Below are 18,065 nucleotides of genomic sequence, written 5' to 3'. Positions count from 1 at the left end.
CCTAATCCAAAGACTTTTCAATGGGTTTAAAAACCCTTTGAAATATAAAGGTGAAAAGCATGCACATGATGATAATGATAATTGCGATTGCGCTTCCCAATCCATAACGGTTCCTCCCGAAAAGAGAGGTATACATCAGGGTGCTCAGCACTTCGGTTGCACCGGCAGGGCCTCCATTTGTCAGAATATAAATCAGGTCAAAAATTTTTAAAGAACCAACCGCAGCAAACGTTAAACATACTTTCAGCATTGGTACAATCGAAGGAATGACAATATAAAAATCGGTATCAAACGACGTCGCACCGTCAATTTTAGCAGCTTCATAAATGTCCGGAGATATTGATTTACATGCCGAGTACATCAAAAGCATATGATATCCAATAAATTGCCAGACAATGGGAATCAAAGCGGCACAAAGCGCAATTTTGGGGTCGGACAGCCATTGGCGTGTCCACGCTTGAAGGCCTATCCAACGCAGAAAAATATTCAGCAAACCATAATCCGGATGATAAATTTTACTCCAAAGGGTTGCAATTACAACAGAAGATAAGAGAACGGGTACAAAATAGATCGACCTATAAACACCTTCTCCCTTCATGCCATGATTCAAAATCAGTGCTAACACAAGTGCAATCGGTAACTGAATTAAAATAGACATCATCACAAGGGCGAGAGAATTCCAGAGAGACTGCATAAAGCGACCTGTCTGAAACAACTCAAAATAGTTTTGCAAACCAACCCATGTAGAAGCATTCATGCCGTCCCACTCCAAGAAACTGTATCCTACAGATGCAAATACTGGATAAACAGCGAAAGCAGTAAAAAGGATAAAAGTGGGACCAACAAACAGCAAAATCGCCAGTTTATCGCTCATAATTTTTTTCATATAGTTCATTCCTTTATCGATACATATGAAGCCATGGAGCCGGAAGAAAATTCTGTCCGGCTCCATATCACAAGTGATAATATACGAGCCTTATTTCAAAAAGGCCTCCATATCGTCCACAAATTCTTCAGGTGTCATCGTTTTCGAAACCAATGCCTGGAGTGCGTTTTTATGGGATGTAGTTCTATCTGCACTTAAAAATCCGTCCCAAAGCGGCATAGAATTAGAACTGTTTTCCAAAATAGACTTTACTTCACTAATTGCAGGGCTGACGTTGCTTGTATCAACATCTTCGGATACAACCCAAGCCGGGGCATTGATTCCCGTGGAATAGTTAATATCCGACATTGTATGCATTAACTCCGTCATTACAATAAAAGCTTCATCAGGATGGGCCGCAGAAGCATTCATAACCCAACCGTCATTAACCATTCCCAGTGTTTCGGTTGCTTTTCCTTTCCCGTCACTCATAATCGGAAACGGCGCTAGAACCATAGATTCCTTGACAACAGAATCATCAGGCGTATATACGTCTGAAAGGACCCATGACCCTTCTGCCAACATAGGGATTTTTCCCATTTTAAACTCCTGTTCCACCTCATAACGTCCCAATGTGGCAGCGTTTTCTCCAAACGCGCCTATTTCAACCAGTTCCGAGAATTTTTTAGTGCATGCAAGCCAAGCATCGCGTTCAAACGCTCCTCCAGAAAGCGCCGTTTTTGCAGAATCCAACCCCATATAACGAATAGCCATGATGTCATAATAGATCATCGTAGTCCAGAGTTCCTTGCCACCAAGACACAACGGCGTAATATCGTTATCGAGGAACGTCTGGCAAACAGAAACCAGATCATCATAAGTTTCTGGAATTGCAAGGTCGTATTGATCAAAAAGTTTTTGATTGTAAAGCATTATCGCCGTATAGGCAACATAAGGGATGCCATAGACCTTATCATTATATGTAAAGCCATCCAAGGCGCCCGGAAGAAGCTGGGCCATAACATCATCGGTCAAATATTCGTCAAGGCACATCAGTTTTCCTGATTCTACAAATGGTTGTGACTGTGACCCAATCCACGCATGGGTAACATCCGCAAAATCATTTGCGGCAACGGCAGTTTTCAATCCCTGCACTTGAAATGCATCTGGCTCAAACGCAGTTGCTTCAATTTTGATATTAGGATATTTATCCTCAAATATCTTCAATGCTTCTTCAAAAGCAGCCGCCTGCTCTCCGCTTCCCCAAACATGCCAGACCGTAACCTCTGCCGCCTTCTGTGAATCAGTACCGTCTTCTTGGGGTGTACTCTCCTGTTGACTTTCTGAAGAAGAGGATACGCTTTGCGATGCAGAGGTGCAGGCGGCAAAATTCGCCATAAAGCAAAGAACTAAAAAAAGGCATAGAATTTTGATTCTTTTCATCAGAAAAACCCTCCAAATATAAAAGTATTTTTAAGACATAATGTCTTTACTGAAAAAAGTATATACCTTTATACTTGTCAGACAATATAATTTTTTGCATTTTTTATATTATATTATTTACCATTTAACATTTTTAAGCGATATTCACTTGGCGAACAACCTTCATATTTACGAAAACAAATGCTAAAATAGTTCGCATCAATCACTCCAATATTTTCTGCAATCTCGCCGATTTTGAGAGACGTTTCACTTAAAAGCTTTTTTGCGTTCTCCATGCGGATCCGCATAATATAAGACGTAATATTTTCACCGGTTTGCTGCTTAAAAATACGGCTAATGTAACTGGGGTTCCGGCAAAGCACTTCTGCAATAGAATTGAGGGAAAACTCATAATCTTTATATTTTTCATGGATAATCGATTTGATTTTCTCTGAAATCAAATCCGTATTTTGCTCTGCCTGCTGTGAAGTAATCATATGAAAACACTGCCAAAGGAAGGACTCTAAAGAAAATAGCGTATCGCATTTTACAAAGATATCCCAAATTGCCGGTAAATTGCAATAAAAAGAAACCTCATCGTCGGAATCAAAAGTGCGGGCTATGATCCAAATAATATTAGCTGCACAATACCGGATATCGTCTAAACGGCAAAAAGTTCTTTTATACGCATCAAGATATTCTTTAGACAAATGACGTGCCTGATCGACAAGACGTGCCTGCAATGCCGACGAAATTTGTCTTATATAATATTTTTCATTGACAACATTGTCATTACTTTTTTCGTGAATGTCTTTTCTTAAGATAATATGGTTGTATCCTATTAAAAATTTATAAAGTAAAATCTTTTGTAATAAAGCGTACTCTTCTGGCAAAACATCCAGAGAAACCGGATTTTCTGAAAAGGTCAACGCAAAATTATAAGGGAGAGTCTCACGAAGTTTTTCAAGTAAAATCGGGGCATTAATAAAAAGATCTGTTGCTCCTCCCAACACAACGGCCACCTCCAAAAGACGGCAGAAAGCCGGCTGAAAAAAGATATCTCTCCAAAATTTATACATAAATTGCATAACTTCTCTTGTCACAAGAAACTTTTCTTGGTTGGAAAACTCACAATCCTGAATTTCAACCAAAAGAATAGAATAGTTTTGAGCGGAAACCATTCGAGAATCAATAGAAGAATAAATTTCCTCCGGGGCAGTTTCATATAAAAGAATTCTTTGCCATATAGATTCATTTGCATATTGTGTCAGAATAGCATCATAACTCTCCTCTTTCCGTTCTTCGCGGATCTTCCCACAAATTTTCTGAACGGAAACAAAGATTTCCTCTGCACAGATTGGCTTTAAAAGATAGTCTGACACACCAATTTGGAGACTTTTTCGAACATAACTAAAATTTTCATATCCGGTTAACATAATCAACTTAACCTGTGGATAGATATCAAGGATTATTTCTCCAAAATCCAATCCATTTAAATAAGGCATATTGATATCAGAGATCACGATATCTGGTTTTAAGCTTTTAATTGCATCAATTGCCTCCAAAACATTTGTAAATTTTCCAACAATCTCCACATTTAACAGCTCCCAGTCAATGCGATAATAAAGCAATTCCAACGTTAAGGGCTCATCATCAACAAAAACCGCAGAAAAACGTTCCATCCCAACATTTCCCCTTAAATCCAAATGTTAAAGTAAAAATATTAATATTAAAAGGAAAAAAAGTTATTGTATCCATAATAGGATTATAGATATAATAACATCGATTTCTAAACAATGTCAATATCCACATGACTACATTTAACAATGGGGGAATAATTATGGAAAATGCGAAAGCATATCCTAAATTTCACTTTTGCCCAAAATCGGGGTGGATGAACGATCCGAATGGATTAATGTATCTAAATGGCCAGTACCATATGTTTTTTCAATATCAGCCGTTTTCAACTGAATTTGGCAACATGCATTGGGGGCATGCAAGTACAAAAGATTTTATTCATTGGAATCATCTTCCCATCGCGTTGTATCCCGATACGGACGGGTGTATTTATTCCGGTAGTGCCGCTGAGATCCAAACTGAAAATGGCCAAAATCAGATTATGGCTATTTATGCACATCATGGATACGATCCCGAGGGAACTGAATCGATTCATATTGCATTCAGTTTGGATAAGATAAATTTTACTCCATATGAAGGAAACCCTGTCATTTTTATGCCCCAATACAAATATTTTCGAGACCCCTATCTTTTTCAGTGCCCAAATGAAACCTTTTGGAGACTTGCGGTCTCAACGGGAAATATGATCCTGTTTTTGGTAAGCGAAGACCTTATACATTGGAATGAAACAGGTCGTTTTATTCGGAAAGAGGATGATATTGTGGGACTTTGGGAATGCCCACAATTATGCAGAGTTAAATACGAGGATACTTTCAAATGGGTTTTGATTATTAGCCACGGTATGGAAGCTGAAAACGGCGGATCACGCACGCGATATTTTATTGGCAGCTTCAATGGATATACATTTATTGATGAAACTCCTGGAAGTACAAGTAAATGGGTAGATTTTGGGCCGGACTCTTATGCCGGCGCCTTTTTCCGAAACACGGAAGATCATCCTGTCTTCATTGCATGGATGTCAAATTGGGCCTATGCAAAAAATATTCCGGCAGATGGATATCGCGGTGTCATGTCTTTGCCGGTGTCGGTTTCTCTTACGAAAGAAAACGAATTCCTTCTTTCTTTCCAGCCAGTTTCAAATCTTTTGAAAGTATTTTCAGAGCCGCAGCCGCTTCCTGATCAGCAAGTAGCTGCGTTACCAGATGCCGTTTGTCTGGAAATTAGTGCAAAGAATGGCAGCGTTGCCATTCTGAAAGATATACAAGGACGGGAACTCTTATGCTTTGGAATTGATTCAGACGGATATATTTTTCTAAACCGTTCTGGAGAGAGTGCACGCACTATTCCGCATTTTGAAGGCTCCTTTACCAGCTCCATAAAAAATTGTTCCGATCATATGTGTGTATTTATTGATCGCAATACGTTTGAGCTATTTGCAAATGGAGGGCACAGTAAATGTTCTGCGCTGTTCTTTTCTGATTCTCCTCTTATTCTTTGGTTCCAAGATATGAAAATACAAAAAAGAGATTATACTGCCATATCTGAAGATTAAATTAACCATAGATAAGGAGTGGAATATAGTTCCTATTAGAACATACCCATCAATTTCTACCATATTGACTTCCTATATGGTAGAATGAAGTTCCCCAACACCATTCACCGGAAGCAATCACGATGGCTCCCAACCAAATATACTACAAATGGAGCAGAACGCAAGCCCGGAAAACACTTAATCATGGAAGATCATGGGGCAATTGTGGTAATGAAGGAATCCGGATTCTCGAGCCGAACCATTTCCAAGTATCTGCATTGCTCACCTACAACTGTATCCAATGAGCTGAAACGTGGTATACGGCCTAGAACACATTCCCGGATACTCCGCAAGCCGTGGGTTCAGCGTATATCAGGCACACAGGGCAAACAGTCGCAAGTTCCATCGCATTCTCAAACGTAATGCCTTCATTGAGTGGTTCCTTATCTAGGTTCGTCAGGAGAAATGATCGCTGGAGAAAATAGCCAGTATCAAGACGTTGTACAATGAAGTCTGGGCAGAAAATCTGACGCTGGGGCCGCTAGAGCTGCCTGAAGCGTTAAAGCGGAAAAAGTGCCGCAAAAATTCCGTAAAACGCAAGAAAGAATATGGAAGAAGCATTGATGAACGGCCTGAAATTGTGGATTCCAGGACAGAAGCAGATCATTGGGAAGGTGATACAGTGCTAGGAAAACACAACGTCAAGGAAGCCGTTGTCCTGACTTTGCTGGAAAAGAAAACACAGCATTACATTGCGATCCCTATTCCAGAAAAGACAGGGAGGCCGTCAACGCAGCAATACAATGGCTCCGTGAGGATTTTGGAGAGGCATTCTTCAGTCTATTTAAAACGATTATCATGGACAACGGGTCGAAGTTTGCGAGTCCTCTCGGATAGAGCAGTTCGGGACAAAAGCTTACTTTGCTCATACATATCCTGGGAACGGGCACAGAATAAACGGGAAAACGGATTGCGCCGTCGGTATGGCCTCAAAGGTGTATCGATTGAAAACTTCACAGGTGAAGCTATACTTTGGGCCGCTGATGCACCCAACAATCTTCCTTGAAATCCTCTGGGCTTACTCTTGTACCCAGAGGATTTATTTGAAGCGCTTCTGGATACCGTCTACGCAGCCTAACGGCTGCGAACACGATTTTAATTGAAGCTGACGCTTCAACCAAAATCGTGGCTGAAATTAGGGCTATCGTCTACCGGAAGGTGACCAACTTACACTTGCAATTTGTGATTTTTTATCCACTACCAATATGAGCATTAAGCAAATTGCCAAGGAGCTTGGATACCGCGAGGAAAATGTATTTATAAAATTTTTCACTTATCATGAAGAAAACACGCCTTCCGCCTTTCGGAACAAATACTGCAATACGCATATTAACAATCAGTGATTCCGCAAAACATGCTGCCGAACACATCAGATGCGTGTTGCAAATACGATAGGACACTTGCATCTGCATTTTTCCTTCATTTTTGGTTCGTTAAAATGCTCCTCTTTCGTAATACGCCGCCAAAGCGCTCTTGACGATTGTGTTGTTGGGAGGGTTCTATTGACTGAAATTTTCTCCCACCAGTAAGCGTGGGACTATTCATGCGAAAGCATGCGCCAAAAAGCCGGAAAGACGCTTTGGTCTTTCCGGCTTTTCAAAATTTTATCAGAATCAGAAAATATATACGGTGGTTCCGATCGGAATATTTTTGTAAATCCAGTTGATGTCATTGTCGTACATCCGCACACATCCATGGGAAATCGGACGTCCGATTGTGGAGTTTACCAGCGATCCGTCGCTGTTCCAGTGTTCCCGTGAATGCATCGCAAAACCGCCGTCCAGGAAATAGACCACCGGTTTGATATAGGTGGTCGAATAGAACCAGCCGTTTAGCTTTGCGTATGCCGTAAAGGTTCCGATCGGGGTCGGCGTGCTGTTGGCGCCGGTTGAAACGGTGCAGGTTCGAAACAGCTTCCATTTTCCGCCTTTTCTCTCAAAAAGGTTTACCTTTTGACAGCGCAGATTTATCCAAATCAGGTAATTCGAAGAACTGGTCAACTTTTGCGTGTTAATGTAGGATTCCTTCACCGCTGCGGAATAATCTGTTTCCTGCGTGTAGTTTCCGGAGCCGAAGGTAAGTGCGTCGGCATCCACCCATCCGCGCTTCCCTTTGGATGTCACAACTTTTGAAGAGGAAAACAGATACCGGTCAATGCAGGTTACACTCGTTCCGTACGAAAGCGTGCCCATCCGGATGGTCAGTTCCTTATCCGCATAAAGTCCAGTGGTTGTATTAACCTTCGAGGGGTAATACATAGTCCGGACGACCTGGCTTTCCTTAGCCTTGACCGTGATCTTACAGGTTGCTTTTTTGCCGTTATACGTTTTGACCGTGATGGTCGCCGTGCCAGCTTTTTTCCCGGTTACAATGGAGTTTTTCACCGTTGCAACCGATGAATTGCTGGAGGAGTACCTTCGGCTGCTGGCCGCTCCGGAATTCAGATAACTGTCCAAATCGACCTTTTCGCCGACCGCAATCGTCACAGCCGATTCATTCAGGCCGATGCGCTTCGGTGCGGCCTTGACGGTAACTTTGCAGGTCGCCGTTTTGCCGTTATACGTTTTGACTGTAATGGTTGCTGTACCGATCTTTTTCGCCGTCACAATCGAATTCGGCACCGTCGCAACAGACGGATTGCTGGAAGAATACGAACGGATATTACTGGCGCTCCCCTTGGGGATACTGCTGTTCAAATCGAATGTTTCCCCGACGCCCAAAACCAGGCTGGTTTTATTCAGCGAGACCTTCTTCGGCGCAGCCTTGACGGTAACTTTGCAGGTCGCCGTCTTGCCGTTATACGTTTTGACCGTAATGGTTGTCGTACCGATTTTTTTGGCTGTCACAATCGAATGCGGCACCGTCGCGACCGACGGATTGCTGGAAGAATAGAGGCGGACAAAACTTGCCGCGCCGGAGTTGACCGAGCTGTTCAGATTGAATTTTTCCCCGACACCCAGCACCAGGCTGGTTTTATTCAGCGAAACCTTTTTGGGTGCGGCCTTCACCGTTACCTGACAGGTGGCTGTCTTCCCGTTATAGGTTGTCACCGTAATCGTTGTCGTCCCCACTTTTTTCGCGGTCACAATCGATTTCGGCACCGTTGCAACGGATGGATTGCTGGAAGAATATGCCCGGATATTGCTGGCGCTTCCCTTTGGAATACTGCTGTTTAAATCAAACGTTTCCCCGACGCCGAGCGTCAGCTTCGTCCGGTTGAGTGAGACACTCTTCGGCGCGGGTTTGACGGTAACCGTACAGGTTGCCTTTTTTCCGTTGTATGCAACGACCGTAATGGTTGCAGTTCCGGGCTTTTTGGCAGTCAGCTTTCCTCCGGAAACCGAAACGACAGCCGTGTTGCTGGAAGAAAATTTCAGTCCGCTCATACCGCTTGTTCCAGACTGCACCGCTGCTTTCAGCTGGTAGGTCTCTCCAACACCCAGCGTCAATGCGGTTTGATTCAGAGAAACTGATTTTGGCGCATCCTTGACGGTAACCTGGCATACGGCAAGACGTTCTCCTGCCGCAGAAGCCATGATTTGTGCGGTTCCCGCGCCTTTGGCGATCACGACGCCGTCCTTCGAAACGGTAGCAACTGCAGCATTGGTGGTCTCAAACACCGGCTTTTCTGAAGTTCCGCTCACCTCGGCGGTCAACGTAAACCGCTCTCCGACCCCCAGCGTCAGTGCCGTTTCATTGAGCGATCCCGAAACAGGCGCTACCGTCACCGTACAGGAAGCCGACACGCCGTTTGCAAGTGTCGCTGTAATGTCCGCACTTCCTGCGCCTACTGCAGAAATCAGTCCTTTTGCATCACAGACCGCTACCGTTTCATCCGAGCTGCGATACGTAATTCCGTAAGCATAGCAGTTTTCCGGAAACTCTAGCGCGGTCTGGAACGCATCCCCTTTCTGCAACATAACCGTACCTTGCTGAAAAGAAATGTCATCCGGAAGCGCCTTTACTGAAACCGGATAGGCCGCAAGTTCTGTGCCATTTTCATCCAGAACACGCAGTGTTGTCTCACCGATCTTTGCCGCCTGTATGCTCAGGCCATCGATTACAACCGTCTCATCGTCTGCGGAAAGCGAGGCTGCATTCGGAAACTGCGCCATTAAGCTCGCTGCAAGATCCACCTCTTCGGTCAAACCCAGTCGGAATCCATCTTCCGGAAGCGGCCCCTCCTCGCCTTCTGCCTGTACCCAAACAGACAACAGGCAAAGGACGCATAAAAACAGCGCCAGAATTCTTCCTTTTTTCACCATGTCCTAATTCCTCCTCAAAATGCACAATTTCTCAATTTCCAGTTCATACTCCGCTTTCAGGGACAAATATAGTTGAGCTGTCCGACAGGCTTTCCACCGCGCAAATAAATCCGCGGAACCCGTTTTCCAACCAAGCACACCATTTCATAGTGAATGGTTTCATTGCGTGCTGCAAGTTCATCGACCGGGAGAAATGCCTCCCCGTCTTTTCCAAACACCGTGACGAGATCCCCTTCGTGAAGATCGGGAACTTCCGACACATCCAGCATCAGCTGATCCATACAAACCCGCCCGATGACCGGAACGCGCTTGCCGTGCACCAACATATCCGCACGTCCGGAGAACGCACGCGGATATCCGTCTGCATATCCGATCGGAACCGTTGCGATCCGAGTGGCACCATGCGCAACAAACGTCCTGCCATAGCTGACACTGGTCTCCGGCTCCACATCTTTGACCATCGAAACAACGGTTTTCAGTTCCATTGCCGGACGCAAGTCCAGCGGATTCCGGATTTTCCCGGAAGGCTGCAGTCCATATAGAATAATTCCGGGGCGAACCATATCCAGATGATATTCCGGATAATCCGATACGGCGCCGCTGTTGGCACAGTGCCGGATTGCAATCGAAATTCCCCTGCTCTCCAGCGTCTGAAACGCCTGCTGAAAACAGGCAAACTGCTGCCTTGTAAAGGCTTCGCCGTCACTTCCCTCGTCGGCCACTGCAAAATGGGTAAAAATCCCTTCCGGATACAGGCTCGGCAGACGGCAGGCCGCTTCCATTTCCGCAATTGCATCGGCATCCCGCTCCGGATCCTGATATAAAAAGCCAATCCGCGACATTCCGGTATCGACTTTCAAATGCATATTTACCGTGACGCCCGCCTGCTCTGCACAGGCTGACAGCGATTTGGCATATTCCAAGGACAAAATGCTCTGGGAAATCCCGCTTGCAGCCAGTTCTGTTGCAAGCTGCGGCGGTGTATATCCCAAAATCAGGATCGGTTTTCGGATCCCGCAGCGCCGCAGCTGAATGGCTTCTTCGAGATTCGATACTGCAAACCAGTCTGCACCCAGGCGCTGATAGACCTGCGCTGCCATCGGAACGCCGTGGCCGTATGCATCCGCTTTTACGACACAGCAAATCTTTGCACCCGGCCGCGTCGCCGCGCGTATCATACGATAATTGTGCTCTAATGCATCCAGATCGATTTCGGCCCATGTCCTTTTCAAATAATCCATAGCATTTTGCCCGCTTCATATAAAGTTATATTTATATAAAGAAAGAGCCGCCTCCTGCAATCCAATTTATTTCCATTATATTACGCCGATCTGGGACAGTCAACGTCGAAAAAATATTTTTGATTTTCAGAAAATCCGTGCAAGTTTTTTCTTTTTTCGCATATACTGGATATTACCGCGCAAAACAGAGAAGGTGATTTTGAAGTGTCTTTTTTGGAAAACGGGCAGCCCCCGATCCTGAAAATGGCGTCCCCGGAACATACCAGACGGCCCATGCAAAACGTGGCCGACAATTCCCGAGAGGCCTATGACGCTTCGCTGCGGGAACTGCTCTTTTCCGGCACAGATCTTGATGATATGATCTTTTACGGAGAAGACTGGCGGCCCAGCGAACGCTAAAAAAACAGCCTGCATTGTTATGCAGGCTGTTTTTGTTCCGTCAGGCACCGAGAATCCGATCCATGTTGGCACCTTAGTTTCTCCTTTCTCTTGCGCTCCCGCAAACCCTGATCTGTCTGTTTTTTCAATTTATCGGCTTTTATAACAGGTCTCTCGTAAAAAGCAATCCGAAACGCCGCTATTTTTCCGCGCAAAAACCACTTCTGCGTTCCATACAAAAAAGAAAACGGAAACCATAAAATAATGTATTCGCAAAATCCGGTTTTGACTTTTTGTTTTCGGGAAAGTGTGGTAAAATAAAGCATAATGTCTTTCTCCGATTTATAATGGAAACGCATCGCCGTCGCCGGCAGAAAACACGGGAGGTTTCAGTATGGTTATCAGGGTTTTTGTAGAAAAGAAAGCGGGTTTCGACATTGAAGCCATGCACATGCGGGAGGATCTGGTCGAAAATCTCGGGATTACCGGGCTGACCGAGCTCCGGCTGCTCAACCGGTATGACATCTGCGGTTTGACGCAGGAACAGATGGAAGCCGCCTGTACAACGGTTCTTTCCGAACCCAACGTAGATCATCTCTACGGCGCAGAGTTTACTCTCCCCGACACCTACCGCGTATTTGCAATGGAATATCTTCCCGGACAATACGATCAGCGCGCGGATTCCGCCGCACAGTGCGTCCAGCTGCTGACGCAAGGAGAACGCCCCCAGGTTGCAACCGCGCGTGTGATTGCGCTGCGCGGAGATCTCACCGACGAACAGTTCCAGAAAATTGAGGAGTATCTGATCAATCCTGTAGAATCCCGCCTCGCCTCTCTCGAGCTTCCGGAAGACCTCGACATGCAGGCGGATGTCCCGCCGGATGTTCCGCGGGTCTCCGGCTTCACCGGATGGGACGACGCGAAGCTGCTTGCCTACCATACACAGATGGGTTTTGCGATGAGCCTTGCGGATCTTGCATTCTGCCGAGACTATTTCCGCGACACGGAAAAACGCGATCCCAGCGTAACCGAGCTTCGCGTGATCGATACCTATTGGAGCGATCACTGCCGTCATACCACGTTCCTGACCCGCCTGAATTCCATCAAGACAGAGCCGGGTAAGCTGCAAAGCGTACTGGAGGATGCCATTGAGGCCTATTTTGAGACCCGGCGCGCTGTGTACGGCGATCGCGAAAAGCCGGTTACCCTCATGGACATGGCGACCATCGGCACCAAATACCTCCGCAAAAACGGTGCGGTTCCCGATCTCGATGAGAGTGAGGAAATCAACGCCTGCTCCATCGAAGTTCCGGTGACCATTGACGGAAAAACAGAACCCTGGCTTGTCCAGTTTAAAAACGAAACCCATAACCATCCGACAGAGATTGAACCCTTTGGCGGCGCCGCCACCTGTCTGGGCGGCGCAATCCGCGATCCGCTCTCCGGACGGGCCTATGTTTATCAGGCGATGCGTGTAACCGGCAGCAGTGACCCGCGCACCCCGTTTGCCCAGACGCTGCACGGCAAGCTGCCTTCCCGAAAAATCACCACCGGCGCTGCGGCGGGGTATTCCTCTTACGGCAACCAGATCGGCCTTGCAACCGGTCAGGTCACAGAGCTTTATGATCCGGGCTATGTTGCAAAACGAATGGAAATCGGCGCGGTCATCGGCGCTTCTCCTAAGGAAAACGTTGTCCGCAGCGTACCGGAAACCGGCGATATTGTAATTTTGCTCGGCGGCGCAACCGGACGGGACGGCTGCGGCGGCGCAACCGGATCCTCGAAAGCACACACAGAAAAATCCATTGAAGTCTGCGGCGCAGAGGTCCAAAAGGGCAATCCACCGACCGAACGAAAAATCCAGCGGCTTTTCCGAAACGCTGCAGTCTCCAAAATGATTAAGCGCTGCAACGATTTTGGCGCCGGCGGCGTCTGCGTGGCAATCGGCGAATTGGCGCCCGGCTTGGAAATTCAGCTGGATGCGGTTCCCAAAAAATACGACGGCCTTGACGGAACCGAGCTTGCCATCTCCGAATCGCAGGAGCGGATGGCAGTGGTGGTTGCCCCGCAGGATGCGGATGCATTCCGTGCGGCGGCGGCCAAAGAAAATCTCGACGCGCAGGTTGTTGCAACCGTCACCGATACCGGACGGCTTCGCATGCATTGGCGCGGAGACACCGTTGTCGATGTCAGCCGTGCATTTCTGGACACCAACGGCGTTTCCCAGAACGCCGACGTCCTGATTCATACGCCAGACCCGGCGCAGAACTATCTTGCCAAAATTCCGGAAGAACTTTGCGACGGCACCCTTTCCGAAGCCTTTTCCAAGAACCTCTCCCGGCTTTCCGTCTGCTCTCAAAAGGGACTCTCCGAGCGCTTTGACGCCAGTATCGGCGCCGCTACGGTCAATATGCCGTTCTCCGGAAAGTACCAGCTCACGCCGGAAGAAGCCATGGTTGCCAAGCTGCCGGTACTCGAGGGGGAAACCGACGATGCCACCGCGATGAGCTACGGATACATCCCCGGCATTTCCAAATTCTCTCCTTTCCACGGAGCCGCCTATGCTGTTGTGGAGAGTTTGAGCAAGCTTTGTGCAGTCGGCGCGGATCCGCTTCATGCGCGCCTGACGTTCCAGGAATATTTTGAAAAACTCGGCACAGACAAAACACGCTGGGGAAAACCAGCCGCTGCTCTGCTCGGCGCGCTTTCCGCACAGCTTGGTATGGGCCTTCCGGCCATCGGCGGAAAGGACAGCATGAGCGGTTCTTTCGAGTCGCTGGACGTTCCGCCCACACTTGTCAGCTTTGCCGTCACCATGACAAAAGCCAGCCGCACGGTGTCTGCGGAATTCAAAACACCCGGTTCTCTGGCCGTTTTACTACCGGTTCCACAGCAAGCAGATACGCTGCTGCCGGATTGGGAGGCGCTGAAAGCCACTTACCGGCAAATTCTCTCCCTCATGAAGGAAGGAAAAATCCGCAGCGCTTCCGTCATCAAGGAAGGCGGCGCCGCGTCATCCGTTGCAAAAATGTGCTTCGGCAACCGGCTCGGCTTTGCATTCGCTGAGCATGTCCTCGACAGAGCCCGCTTGTTTGCGCCGGATGCCGGTGCGATTCTTGTGGAAACGGACGCGATGCCATCGATCCCCGGCGCCGTTTTACTCGGAACGGTTCTCGACACGCCGGAAATCCGTCTGGGCAAAGCTTCGCTTCCGCTTGGCAGCCTGATTGCGGCTTGGAGCGGAACCCTGGAAAAAATCTTCCCCAGCGAAGCGCCGGAAGTCCCGGTTTCTCATGACGTTCCGCTTTGGAACGCACGCTGCGAAAATGCGCCTGCCATCAAAACCGCTAAACCCCGCGTCTTTATTCCGGTATTTCCGGGGACAAACTGCGAATATGACACCGCCCGTGCCTTTGCGCGCGCCGGTGCAGAGCCGGATGTCCTGGTTGTGCGCAACCGGACGCCGCAAGATATCGAAGAAACCATTGAAGAAATGGAAAAAGCCATCCGCAAGGCGCAGATCGTCATGCTGCCCGGCGGATTCTCCGGCGGCGATGAACCGGACGGCTCCGGGAAATTCATCGCGACCACTTTCCGCAACCCGAAAATCGCACAGGCCGTCACCGACCTTCTGGAAACCCGCGACGGTTTGATGCTCGGAATCTGCAACGGATTCCAAGCCCTGATCAAGCTCGGTCTTGTACCGTACGGAAAAATCACACCGCCCGCAGAGGATGCGCCCACGCTGACCTTCAATACACTTGGCCGTCATGTCTCGCGCATGGTGTACACCCGCGTAACCAGCGTAAAATCGCCTTGGCTTGCCGGGGTCGAGGCTGGGGATGTCTTTGCGATTCCGGTTTCGCACGGCGAGGGCCGTTTTGTTGCAGATGAAACAACCCTGCAAACGCTCATGCAGAACGGGCAGATCGCCACACAATACACCACCCCCTGCGGCATCCCGGACGGACGGATCGAATGGAATCCGAACGGCTCTGTTTGCGCAATTGAAGGCATCACCAGTCCGGACGGACGAATTTTGGGCAAAATGGGACACAGCGAACGGCAGGGCACCCATCTCTATCAAAACGTCCCTGGTGAAAAGGATCAGAAGCTTTTCCTGAGCGGCGTACGATATTTTCAATAAGAAAGCCGTCTGTGTGCGGTAAGGTTAACAGGAATCGAGGAACTTTAATATGGACAATCGGATTTCAGCATTTTTTGCATCCGTCAAAGGAAAAACGGTCGCGTTCTGCGGAATCGGCGGAAGCAATCTGCCGCTTATCCGTATGTTTGCGGATAAAGGCGCGATCGTAACCGCACGTGACCGCCGAAGCGCGGAGGCACTCGGCGAAACCGCCGTTTTGCTTTCCAATCTGGGCGTCAAACTGGTGTTGGGCGACGCTTATCTTTCCGACCTCACGGAAGACATCATTTTCCGGACGCCGGGGATGAAATACGGGTTGCCGGAGTTGACGGCTGCGCGTGCACACGGTGCCGTTGTGACCAGCGAAATGGAGGTCTTTTTCGACCTCTGCCCGTGCAAAATCTATGCGGTAACCGGCAGTGACGGCAAAACGACCACCACCTCTATTATCGCCGAATTGCTGCGCGCCGCCGGCAAGACTGTCCATCTGGGCGGCAACATCGGCCGCCCGCTTCTGCCGGATATCGAAACCATCGCGCCCGACGACGTCGCCGTTGTAGAACTTTCCAGCTTCCAGCTGATCTCGATGCGGAAAAGCCCGGATGTTGCGGTCGTCACAAACCTCTCTCCTAACCATTTGGATGTGCACGGATCCATGGAGGAATATATTGACGCGAAAAAGAACATTCTTGCACACCAGGGCGCATTCAGCCGAACAGTACTAAACGCAGACAATGCGATTACCCGCGGATTTGCGGACAGCGTGCGCGGAGAGCGAATGTTTTTCAGCAGATTGGAGCCTTGCGCATACGGCGTCTTTCTGCGGGCGGATGGCTGGATTGTCCATGCACCTTCCGGCACAGAGATCCTGCGCGCCGAGGAAATTAAAATTCCCGGCCTGCACAACATCGAAAACTATCTGGCGGCCATTGCCGCTGTTTGGGGAACCGTTTCTCCGGAAATCATCCGTTCGGTTGCCCGCACCTTCGGCGGCGTCCCGCACCGCGCGGAGCTTGTCCGGGTTCTCGACGGCGTTTCCTATTATAACGATTCCATCGGCACAAGCCCGACCCGTACCATTCGCGGAACACTCTCGCTTTATCCGGAAAAGATCATCCTGATTGCGGGCGGGTACGACAAAAAGATTCCCTTTGATCCGCTCGGACCGGCTGTTGTCGAACATGTCAAACTGCTCATTTTGATGGGCGCCACTGCTCCCAAAATTGAAGCTGCTGTAAAGGCGGCCGCAGGATATCGGGACGGAAATCCTGCGATTCTGCATGCCGCCAGCATGGAAGAAGCCGTCTCCTTGGCGCATCAGCATGCACAGACCGGCGATGTCGTGTCACTCTCTCCTGCTTGTGCAAGCTTTGATCTGTATCCGAATTTTGAGGCGCGCGGCAATCACTTTAAGCAGCTCGTACAGGCACTTTCCTAAACCCTAAACCGTGATTGCACACAAAAAAGAGAAGGGACTAACATGAACGAAATACAGGAAGTCAAAGAAATTCTTCTGCGTCTCTGCGATGAACCCGGCACTTCAGGCGATGAAGCCGCTGCTACTAAAATTGCAAAAAGCATGCTCGCAAAGGATGCCGATGTCCGGCGGGACGTTTTGGGCAGTGTTGTCGCCTCCATGGGGCCGGAAGACGCACCGTTCCATTTTCTGATTGACGCACACATCGATCAGATCGGTCTTGTTGTTACACAGGTTGATGCACATGGCTTTTTAAATGTCGCACCCTGCGGCGGTGTGGATGCGCGGGTTCTGCCCGGAAGCCGCGTCACGGTTTACGGAAAGGAACCGATCTCCGGAATTGTCTGCTGTACGCCGCCGCATCTTTCCGGCGGCAAGGAATCCGAAGTCCCGAAAGTTGACGCCATTCACATTGACACCGGACTTTCCGCCGAACAGGCAAAAGCATGGATTGCGCCGGGTGACCGCATCACCATTCCCGCGCCTTGCCGGGAATTGCTTGGAACGCGCATCACGGGCACCGCACTCGACAATCGTGCCGGCTGCGCCGTATTGATTCGCTGTGTCCAGCTTTTGCGCCGGGAACCCCTTCCGATTCGCTTAACCATTTTGCTCAGCAGCCGGGAAGAGACGGGCGGAGGCGGCGCAATCGCTGCATCTTACACTGCTGCGCCGGACGCAAGCATTGCGGTCGACGTCAGTTTCGCAGCGCAGCCCGGCGTTCCGGAAACCTGCACCAGCACGCTCGGCGCTGGCCCGATGATCGGATTTTCCGCCGCACTCGACAAGGTCATGTCCCGTGAGCTGGTAGAAGTCGCCCGGTCGCAGGAAATTCCTTATCAGATTGAAGCCATGGGAGAAACCACCGGCACCAATGCAGACGCAATTGGTGTCTCCCGCGGCGGTGTCCGCTGCGGCCTGCTTTCCATTCCGCAGCGCAATATGCATACCCCCGCAGAAATTATTGATTTGCAGGATCTGGAAAACACGGCAAAACTTCTTGCCGCGTATATCCGCAAAAAATGCCAGGAGGTGCGCTAA

Annotated in this window: 12 protein-coding genes; 7 read left to right on the top strand and 5 right to left on the bottom strand. The window is 48.7% G+C overall.

From position 1 onward, the window contains the following. Position 1: 1 nt before the first annotated feature. From IAG03_RS04385 to IAG03_RS04375, 3 genes are all read right to left on the bottom strand, one after another. The gene (locus IAG03_RS04385) at positions 2 to 886 is read right to left on the bottom strand and encodes a carbohydrate ABC transporter permease (RefSeq protein ID WP_249318598.1); all 885 of its coding nucleotides are present in this window, start codon (positions 884 to 886) and stop codon (positions 2 to 4) included. A gap of 90 nt (positions 887 to 976) precedes the next feature. Beyond that, a complete protein-coding gene (locus IAG03_RS04380; RefSeq protein WP_249318597.1) occupies positions 977 to 2,308 on the bottom strand; it encodes an extracellular solute-binding protein in 1,332 nt (443 codons plus the stop codon). Between the two features lie 113 nt (positions 2,309 to 2,421). Beyond that, positions 2,422 to 3,969: a response regulator transcription factor gene (locus IAG03_RS04375; protein WP_249318596.1), complete on the bottom strand. Its 1,548-nt coding sequence runs from the start codon at positions 3,967 to 3,969 to the stop codon at positions 2,422 to 2,424. A 158-nt stretch (positions 3,970 to 4,127) separates the two neighbouring features. Here IAG03_RS04375 and IAG03_RS04370 point away from each other — a divergent pair, with 158 nt between their 5' ends. The 3 genes from IAG03_RS04370 to IAG03_RS04365 all read left to right on the top strand — a co-directional run bounded on the left by IAG03_RS04370 (position 4,128) and on the right by IAG03_RS04365 (position 6,522). Continuing rightward, positions 4,128 to 5,477, top strand: coding sequence for a glycoside hydrolase family 32 protein (locus IAG03_RS04370; RefSeq protein WP_249318595.1), 1,350 nt, complete (start codon positions 4,128 to 4,130; stop codon positions 5,475 to 5,477). Positions 5,478 to 5,561: 84 nt separating this feature from the next. Further along, the gene (locus IAG03_RS14515) at positions 5,562 to 5,879 is read left to right on the top strand and encodes a helix-turn-helix domain-containing protein (RefSeq protein ID WP_430472438.1); all 318 of its coding nucleotides are present in this window, start codon (positions 5,562 to 5,564) and stop codon (positions 5,877 to 5,879) included. Between the two features lie 49 nt (positions 5,880 to 5,928). Continuing rightward, positions 5,929 to 6,522 carry an IS30 family transposase gene (locus IAG03_RS04365; RefSeq protein ID WP_283243005.1) on the top strand — a complete coding sequence of 198 codons (594 nt, stop codon included), beginning with the start codon at positions 5,929 to 5,931 and terminating at the stop codon, positions 6,520 to 6,522. Positions 6,523 to 7,129: 607 nt separating this feature from the next. On the opposite strand, the gene IAG03_RS04360 is transcribed toward IAG03_RS04365, so the two are convergent. Continuing rightward, a complete protein-coding gene (locus tag IAG03_RS04360) occupies positions 7,130 to 9,781 on the bottom strand; it encodes an Ig-like domain-containing protein (protein WP_249318593.1) in 2,652 nt (883 codons plus the stop codon). A gap of 56 nt (positions 9,782 to 9,837) precedes the next feature. Further along, a complete protein-coding gene (alr, locus tag IAG03_RS04355) occupies positions 9,838 to 11,022 on the bottom strand; it encodes an alanine racemase (protein WP_249318592.1) in 1,185 nt (394 codons plus the stop codon). Positions 11,023 to 11,226: 204 nt separating this feature from the next. Between alr and IAG03_RS04350 the strand changes: the two genes are divergently transcribed. The 4 genes from IAG03_RS04350 to IAG03_RS04335 all read left to right on the top strand — a co-directional run bounded on the left by IAG03_RS04350 (position 11,227) and on the right by IAG03_RS04335 (position 18,065). Beyond that, positions 11,227 to 11,421, top strand: coding sequence for a hypothetical protein (locus tag IAG03_RS04350; RefSeq protein ID WP_249318591.1), 195 nt, complete (start codon positions 11,227 to 11,229; stop codon positions 11,419 to 11,421). A gap of 373 nt (positions 11,422 to 11,794) precedes the next feature. Beyond that, positions 11,795 to 15,547 carry a phosphoribosylformylglycinamidine synthase gene (locus tag IAG03_RS04345; RefSeq protein ID WP_249318590.1) on the top strand — a complete coding sequence of 1,251 codons (3,753 nt, stop codon included), beginning with the start codon at positions 11,795 to 11,797 and terminating at the stop codon, positions 15,545 to 15,547. A gap of 49 nt (positions 15,548 to 15,596) precedes the next feature. Further along, positions 15,597 to 16,985 carry a UDP-N-acetylmuramoyl-L-alanine--D-glutamate ligase gene (gene murD, locus IAG03_RS04340; RefSeq protein ID WP_249318589.1) on the top strand — a complete coding sequence of 463 codons (1,389 nt, stop codon included), beginning with the start codon at positions 15,597 to 15,599 and terminating at the stop codon, positions 16,983 to 16,985. Positions 16,986 to 17,027: 42 nt separating this feature from the next. Next, the gene (locus tag IAG03_RS04335) at positions 17,028 to 18,065 is read left to right on the top strand and encodes a M20/M25/M40 family metallo-hydrolase (protein WP_249318588.1); all 1,038 of its coding nucleotides are present in this window, start codon (positions 17,028 to 17,030) and stop codon (positions 18,063 to 18,065) included.

Origin of the sequence: Yeguia hominis (genome assembly GCF_014384705.1) — a bacterium.
Classification (GTDB): Bacteria; Bacillota; Clostridia; order Oscillospirales; family Acutalibacteraceae; genus Yeguia; species Yeguia hominis.
This window is presented reverse-complemented; position numbering and strand designations above follow the sequence as displayed.

Bases quoted from the DNA above. Each gene is read 5' to 3' on its own strand.
- IAG03_RS04385 (WP_249318598.1), bottom strand. From the start codon at position 886: ATGAAAAAAATTATGAGCGATAAACTGGCGATTTTGCTGTTTGTTGGT.
- murD (WP_249318589.1), top strand. From the start codon at position 15,597: ATGGACAATCGGATTTCAGCATTTTTTGCATCCGTCAAAGGAAAAACG.
- IAG03_RS04380 (WP_249318597.1), bottom strand. From the start codon at position 2,308: ATGAAAAGAATCAAAATTCTATGCCTTTTTTTAGTTCTTTGCTTTATG.
- IAG03_RS04360 (WP_249318593.1), bottom strand. From the start codon at position 9,781: ATGGTGAAAAAAGGAAGAATTCTGGCGCTGTTTTTATGCGTCCTTTGC.
- IAG03_RS04375 (WP_249318596.1), bottom strand. From the start codon at position 3,969: ATGGAACGTTTTTCTGCGGTTTTTGTTGATGATGAGCCCTTAACGTTG.
- IAG03_RS04345 (WP_249318590.1), top strand. From the start codon at position 11,795: ATGGTTATCAGGGTTTTTGTAGAAAAGAAAGCGGGTTTCGACATTGAA.
- IAG03_RS04370 (WP_249318595.1), top strand. From the start codon at position 4,128: ATGGAAAATGCGAAAGCATATCCTAAATTTCACTTTTGCCCAAAATCG.
- IAG03_RS04335 (WP_249318588.1), top strand. From the start codon at position 17,028: ATGAACGAAATACAGGAAGTCAAAGAAATTCTTCTGCGTCTCTGCGAT.
- IAG03_RS14515 (WP_430472438.1), top strand. From the start codon at position 5,562: ATGAAGTTCCCCAACACCATTCACCGGAAGCAATCACGATGGCTCCCA.
- alr (WP_249318592.1), bottom strand. From the start codon at position 11,022: ATGGATTATTTGAAAAGGACATGGGCCGAAATCGATCTGGATGCATTA.